Genomic DNA, 7,321 nt, shown 5'->3' with positions numbered 1-7,321 from the left:
GGGCCAGCCGGTCGACCCGAGCCTGCCCGCCCCGCCGCCCCCGCCGGGAACCCCACCCGGCACCCCACCCGTCACCCCGGACACCCCCGGTGACGCCGCCACTCAACAAGGAGCCGACGCCGCCGAGGCCGGCCCGCCGCCCAAGAGCATCGAGGAACTTCTCGCCGAGCTGGACGACCTGGTCGGCCTGGACGCGGTCAAGAAGGAAGTCCACCAGCAGGTCGCCATCCTGAAGGTCGAGAAGCGCCGCGCCGAGGCCGGCCTGAAGTCGGCCACCATCACCCGGCACCTCGTCTTCGTCGGCAACCCCGGCACCGGCAAGACCACGGTGGCCCGGCTCGTCGGGGGCATCTACCGCGCCCTCGGCCTGCTGTCCAAGGGCCAACTCGTCGAGGTGGATCGCTCCGAGCTCGTCGCCGGCTACCTCGGCCAGACCGCCATCAAGACCGCCGAAGTCACCGCCAAGGCCCTCGGGGGCGTGCTCTTCATCGACGAGGCCTACGGGCTCTCGGGCGACCAGTACGGCCAGGAGGCCATCAACACCCTGGTCAAAGAGATGGAAGATCACCGCAACGACCTCGTCGTGATCGTGGCCGGATACCCGACCCCGATGATGGAGTTCATCGCCCAAAACCCCGGTCTCGCAAGCCGATTCAAGACGATCATCGAGTTCGCGGACTACACCGACGACGAACTCGTCGGCATTATGGAGACGCTGGCCGAGAAGTCCGACTACGACATCCACGCCGATGCCGAGGTCGTCGTCCGCGAGATCCTGGCCGCGACGGATCGCAATTTCACCTTCGGCAACGGCCGGTTCGTGCGCAACCTCTTGGAGGAAGCGATCGGTCGCCACGCCTGGCGGCTGCGTGACGACGAGGACGCCAGCACCGAGGACCTGCGCACGCTGCTGCCCAGCGATTTCCGCGAGCAGCCCGAGGACGAACCCGACGCCGAACCCGACGCCGGTGCGGACGCCGAGCCAACCGATGCGCCTAGCAACAACTCCGAGGCAACCGATGCCGACACCAGCGCGGAGGCCGAGATGACCGCCGAAGGTGGCCCGGCGCCCGCCGAGGACCCGATCACGCCCACCGACGACGAGCACGACCAGGGGAGTGCCGTATGACGCAGATCGCCACCGCGCCGACCACCATCTCGACCGGCCCGGCGCCAGGCACACCGGCTGCCGCGGGCACGACCACGAGCGCTGCCGAGCGCCGCGCCACCGCCCGCCGTCACTTCTTCACCGGCACCCCCGGGCGTATGCGGATCCTCGCCGTCGTCGCCTCCCTCGCCTGCCTAGGGTTCGCCTTGAGCGGGTTCTTCGCCCTCCGGGCGCTGGACTCCTCCGTCAACCGGGCGGCCGCCAACACCGAGCAGGTGGTACGGGTCCAGCAGATTTACGCCGATCTCCTGCGCGCGGACGCAGCGACGACCAACGGCTTCCTCCAGGGCGGTTTGGAGCCGGTCGACCTGCGCTCGACCTACGACTCGGCGATGGCCCGGGTGTCGCGCAATATTGCCGAGGCCGCCAATGCCCAGCCCGCCGACGGCGAGGCCCTGTCGCTGCTCAATGAGCGACTCGGGACCTACGTCACCTACGTCGACCAGGCCCGGACCTACAACCGCCAGGTTCTGCCTGTCGGCGCGCAATATCTCACACTCGCCAGCGACCAGCTGCGCACCGACATCCTGCCGATCGTCGACAACCTCCGCGCCGCCAACCAAGATCGTGCCCAGACGGAACTCGGGGCGGGCAAGGTCGCTGCGCTCGCTTTGGGTATGGGGGTGCTGACCCTCGGTCTGCTCGGTCTCATCGGGTGGTGGCTGGCCCAAAAGACCCACCGCATCCTCAGCCTGCCGCTCGCCGCCGCCTTCGCCCTAGTCGCCGGCGGGGTCGGCCTCACCTTGACCATGATGGCCTCGACCGCCTCGACCATGTCCACGGTCCGCGACGGCGACTTCTCCTCGGCCGTCAACCTCGCGTCGGCGCGCGCCGCGGCCTACGACGCGAAGTCCAACGAGGCGCTGACCCTCGTCAAGCGCGGGTCCGGCGCCGCCAACCAGGCGGCATACGAAAAGGCGCTCGCCGCCGCGCTTGACGCCGTTGACAAGGCGGGGTTCGGTCCCGGCAAGCCACCGGGCCTCGCGGCGCGACTTGGGACCTACTCGACCCTGCACGACGCGATCCGCAAGGCGGACGACTCCGGTGACTGGGACAAGGCCGTCGCCTTGGCGACGTCCACGAAGTCCGGCTCCGCGAATGCGGCCTTTGACGAGTTCGACGCCGGCTCCGAAGGCAAACTCAAGGACAAGGCAAGCTCGGCGATTGCCGCGCTCGATGGTTTGCAGCGTCCGCTGTTCCCGTGGCTGGTGGGCCTCGCCGGCATCCTGGCCGCGCTCGCCGCGGCCCGATCGATGACCCCGCGGATCGAGGAGTACCGATGAGCCGCCTCGCCCGCGTCACCCCAGCGCGCCCCACCCCTACCCGACTCGCCACGGCACGCCTCGCCACAGCACGAATCGCCGCGACCACGTTGCTCGCCGCGGGCGCCCTGGCCGGGTGCGCCGGCGGCAACTACCCGACGACGCCCGTGCCGACGACGTCGTCCGCGAGCACCACCTCCAACACCGCCACCACCGCGTCCACGTGTGACCGCGCGACGGCGACCGAGACCTACGAGCCGCTGAGCGGCATACCGGCAACGTCGTCCATCGACGACGAAGGAATGCGCACGATCATCGACCGCGGCCGGCTCGTGGTCGGGGTCTCGGCCGACACCTACTTGCTCGCCGCGCGCAACCCGCTGACCAACTCGATCGAGGGCTTCGACATCGACATCGCCAAGGCGATTGCCAAGGCGATCTTCGGTGACGAGAACAAGGTGACCTGGCGGGTAATCACGGCCGCCGATCGCATTCCGCTGCTGCAGTCCGGCGATCTCGACCTCGTCGCGCGCAATATGACGATGACGTGCGGACGGTGGCAGGACATCGCCTTCTCGGCCGAGTACTACCACGCCGGCCAAAAGGTCCTCGTCGCGCGGGACTCGAGCGCCGAGACGCTGGAGGATCTCAAGGGTCAGCGCGTGTGCGCACCGACCGGCACGACGAGCCTGACGAAGCTGCGCGAATTCAACGGCGTTGAGGTCGTCACCGCGCCCAACCACACCGGCTGCCTCGTGAAGTTCCAGCAGCGCCAGGCCGACGCCATCACCGGCGACGACACGGTGCTCGCCGGTCTCGCCGCCCAGGACCCGTATGCCCGTGTCACCGGCGCCGACGCCCTCACCGACGAGCCCTATGGCCTCGGCATCAACGAGGACAATGTCTACTTCACGCGATATGTCAATGCCGTTCTCGCGCAGATGAAGAGCGACGGCACGTGGAAGAAGATCTACGACAAGTGGCTCTCGGCGAGCCTCGGAAAGGCCCCGACTCCGCCGGCGGCGAACTACGGCCGCGGATGAGCCTCGATCTCGGCATGACCACTGGACCGGCCGGCGGCGCACCACGCGCCCCCGGTCGGCTCGGGGTGCCCGTCGGGGCGGCCGAGGCCCTGCGTTATCTCACCGACCTCGGTCTGTGGATCGACGACCGCCGCAAGCAACTCGACGCGATCGATGCCGCCGCGCTTAACGCTCCGAACCAGACCGATCGGGACGCCCTCACCCATGACATGACCGTCTCGATGGCGCTGTGGAAGGCCATCCACGATCGGTATGAACTGCTCAAGGTCACCTTCGACTCCGGCCGCGTCGGCGCCGTCCAGGCCGAGCAACTCTCGACCCTGATCTGGGGGCGTCTCGACGTCACCCCAGGCGTGGGCCGCGACGCCGAACGCGCCCGCGTCCCGTCCGCCGCCGAGGGTGCCCTGGCCGTGTCGTTGCCCGAGGCGTGCCGACTGTCCGACGCCATGACCTCCTCGCTGCGCGCCCGCCTGGCCCTCGAACCCAGCGGTCTCGACATCGGCATCCGGGTCAAGGCGATCCGCGAAGGCATCGAGCGCCTGCGCGATCAGATCGCCCTCACCCCGCCCGGAGCCGCGCGCGACAAGAACTCCGCCGATCTCATCGGCTTTCAGCAGCGCCTCTTCGATGTCACCGAGCGCGCCAAGCGCGGCGGCGACGTCGGCGGCTACCTCGGCCCGCTGGAGATCGACGTCGCCGGCCGGGAGCGCGACCTCATCGTCGCCGCCTCTCGCCGCCACGAGAGCGAGCGCGACGCCGCCACCGCGCGCACCCTGATCACCGAACTCGCGGCCCGCGGTGACGCGATCCGCGCGATGCAGACGCAGTGCCTCGCCTCCCTCAACCCCGCACCGAAGCTCGCCGTCCCGGACGTCCGCGCCCTCGGCGCCGTGCCCGACGACCCGGACGCGGTCGATGCCCTCCTGGCCCGGCTCCAGCTGGTCTCGCGCGCCCTCGACCAAGCGCACGAGACGTATGCCCGTGCCCTCGGCGAGCGCGACCAGCTCCTCGGGTTGATGGGCGCCCTCGATGCGCAGGCGGCCGCGTCCCCGGAGATCGACGCCCAGGAGCGCGCCGACTTGGCGCCGCTGCGTGCCCAACTCGCCGACGCCTTGGCGAGCACCCCCATCCCGCTGGTGCGCGCCCGGGCGCTCATGGCGGCATACCAGAGCTATCTCCAGGCCGTGACGAGGAAGGGTCTTTGATGAGCGATCCCAACGCCTGTCAGCAGCCGGGGTGCACCGGCACCATTACCGACGGATATTGCGACGTCTGCGGTATGCCGGGTGCTCCCGGCACCGGCGAAAACTCGCCCACGCCTCCTGCCGTAGCCACGTCGGCCACCCCGCCCCCGCGGGCGGCGGCCGGCTCGACCACCGTCCCGGCGCGCTCGCCGGCGGCGGCCAATGCGCCAGCCGCTCCCCGGTCCAATCCCTCGGCCACTCCCTCGGCCAATCCCCGGGCGGGAGGGGGCACATCTGCCTCCAAGCCAATCGGCGTTGCGGGCTCGCCGTGTCGCCAGCCGGGTTGTGACGGCCGGGTCGTCGATGGCTACTGCGACGTCTGCGGGACGCCGGAGGCCGGCGCCGAGAGCCCGGTCGCGCCGGCCGGCTCGGCGGTCTCGCGGGTGTCCAGCCGCTTGGAGGCCACCGCCCTCGGCTCCGCGCGCGCCCGTGGCGGAACGGTCTCGACCCGCCGGGTCTCGGGGGAGTCCCGGCGCATGCGGACCGCCCGGATCGGGGCCGGCGTCACGTCGGTGCCGCCGGTCGCCGAGATCGACGCCGCCCGCGCCGTCTTGAAGAATCCCGTTGTCCCCGAAGACAAGCGCTTCTGCCCCAAGTGCGGCGAGCCGGTCGGTCGGGGACGCGACGGCCAACCCGGACGCACCTCGGGCTTCTGCGCCAACTGCCGCACGCAGTTCGACTTCACGCCCAAGCTCAAGCCGGGCGATCTCGTCGCCGGTCAGTACGAAGTCGCTGGCTGCCTCGCCCATGGCGGTCTCGGCTGGATCTATCTCGCGCGGGACCGCAATGTCTCCAACCGCTGGGTCGTGCTCAAGGGCCTGCTCAACTCCGGTGACCCCGATGCGCTCGCCGCGGCCCTGGCCGAGCAGCGCTTCCTCGCGCAGGTCAGCCACCCGAATATCGTCGAGATCTACAACTTCGTCTCCTATGACAACGCCGGCTATATCGTCATGGAGTACATCGGCGGCACCTCGCTGAAGTCCCTGCTCAAGCAGCGGATGAAGGCCGCCGGGCAGTACGACCCGATCCCGGTCGACCAGGCACTCGCCTACATCATCGAGATCCTGCCTGCCTTCCAGTACCTCCACGATCTCGGCCTCGTCTATTGCGACTTCAAGCCGGACAACATCATCCAGATCGGCGACGAGGTGCGCCTGATCGACCTCGGCGGCGTGCGACGGATCGACGACGAGGACTCCGCGATCTTCGGGACGGTCGGCTATCAGGCGCCCGAGGTCGCCGAGCAGGGGTGCACGGTCGCCTCCGACATCTACACGATCGGGCGGACGCTGGTCGTCCTGACGATGGAGTTCCGGGGCTACCAGACGACCTATGTGAAGTCGCTTCCGCCGCCGGAGGACGTCGAGATCTTCCGCCGCTATGACTCGTTCTATCGGCTCCTGCTGAAGGCCTGCGCGCCGTCACCGGACGACCGGTTCATCTCGGCCGATGAATTGCGCGTGCAGATGCTCGGCGTGCTGCGCGAGGTAGTTGCGCAGGACCGCAAGACCGGCGCCGGCCAGAGCTCCGCCGCGTCGCTGCTGTTCGAGCCGCCGCCGGCCGGGGATGCCCAGATGACCTGGGAGGACCTGCCGAGGCTGCGCCGCGACACCGCCGACCCGCACGCCGGGTGGCTGCAGACGATCGACGCCCTCCCGGCGACGGAGCGGATGCAGGCCCTCGACCGGGCCCCCGGCTTCTCGCCCGAGGTCCGCCTCGCCCAGGCGCGGGCGGCCGTGGAGTCGCAGTCGTGGCCACTGCTCGACCAGGTCGTCACGCAGATGCTGACCGAGGACCCGTGGGAGTGGCGGGCCGTATGGATGTCCGGGCTCGGCGCGCTCGCCCGCAACAACCCGCAGGCCGCCCAGAGCTCGTTCAACGCGGTCTACGGCCAGGTCCCCGGCGAGCTCGCTCCCAAACTCGGCCTCGCCCTCGCCTGCGAACTGTCCGACACCCCCGACATCGCCGAGCAGATGTATGCCGTGTGCGCGCGCACCGACGCGGCATACGTCCCGCAGAGCGCGTTCGGACTGGCCCGACTCCGCGGGGCCGCCAAGGATCTCGACGGGGTCCAGGCGGCGCTGACCCTGGTCCCGCCCGGCTCCAGCGCGTACCCGATCGCCCGCCAGCACTGGGCCGAGGCGCTCGTGGCGAACCCGCGGCAGCTGTCCGACCTTGGGCTGACGTTGGACACGGCGGCCTCGGCCGGCTTCGGCGGCCGGCGCCGGGCCGAACTCGCCGTCGCGGTCTTCCGCAAGGCCCTGACCACCGTGACCAAGAACGGTCCCAAGCCCGGGGAGAAGGTCGGCGGCTTCGCGGCCACGCAGGAAGGCATGCGCGCCGGCCTCGAATCCGCGCTGCGCCAACTCGCCTCCGTCACCGACAACCCGATCGAGCGGCTCCGGCTGGTCGATGAGGCCAACTCCGTTCGTCCCTGGAGCTTCGTATGACGATCCCCACCTCCCCGTCGCCGCCCGCGGCTCCCGAGCCCACTACGCCCGGGAGCACCACGCCCGAGCAGACCCCGGCAGCCGAACCGGCGCCAACCCCTACACCAACGCCCGCGCCAATCCCGGCGCGGCTGACGTGCTCGGCGTGCGGCGA

The 7,321-nt window shown here is 70.3% G+C and carries 6 protein-coding genes; all 6 read left to right on the top strand.

Going from position 1 to position 7,321, the window contains the following annotated elements:
- A partial coding sequence (locus BN13_RS15325) for an AAA family ATPase (protein ID WP_157038743.1) occupies window positions 1-1,129 on the top strand: 1,129 nt, incomplete at its 5' end.
- Window positions 1,126-2,451 (top strand): hypothetical protein, encoded by a 1,326-nt coding sequence (locus tag BN13_RS15320; protein ID WP_048548080.1) that lies wholly within the window; start codon window positions 1,126-1,128, stop codon window positions 2,449-2,451. The genes BN13_RS15325 and BN13_RS15320, both read left to right, overlap by 4 nt.
- The gene (locus tag BN13_RS15315; protein ID WP_084733806.1) at window positions 2,448-3,473 is read left to right on the top strand and encodes a glutamate ABC transporter substrate-binding protein; all 1,026 of its coding nucleotides are present in this window, start codon (window positions 2,448-2,450) and stop codon (window positions 3,471-3,473) included. Before BN13_RS15320 ends, BN13_RS15315 begins: the two co-directional genes overlap by 4 nt.
- Before the next feature lie 14 nt (window positions 3,474-3,487).
- On the top strand, window positions 3,488-4,678 hold the full coding sequence (locus BN13_RS15310; RefSeq protein ID WP_048549285.1) for a hypothetical protein: 1,191 nt from the start codon (window positions 3,488-3,490) through the stop codon (window positions 4,676-4,678).
- Entirely contained in the window at window positions 4,678-7,167 is a 2,490-nt protein-coding gene (locus BN13_RS15305; protein ID WP_048548079.1) for a serine/threonine-protein kinase, read from the top strand. Before BN13_RS15310 ends, BN13_RS15305 begins: the two co-directional genes overlap by 1 nt.
- Window positions 7,130-7,321 (top strand): hypothetical protein (locus BN13_RS20470; protein ID WP_235434078.1); only part of this gene is annotated, 192 nt, incomplete at its 3' end. The genes BN13_RS15305 and BN13_RS20470, both read left to right, overlap by 38 nt.

This window comes from Nostocoides jenkinsii Ben 74, from assembly GCF_001046875.1.
In the GTDB taxonomy this organism is placed as follows: Bacteria; Actinomycetota; Actinomycetes; order Actinomycetales; family Dermatophilaceae; genus Nostocoides_A; species Nostocoides_A jenkinsii.
The sequence above is the reverse complement of the archived record's forward strand: the minus strand, read 5'-3'. Positions and strand labels throughout refer to the sequence as shown.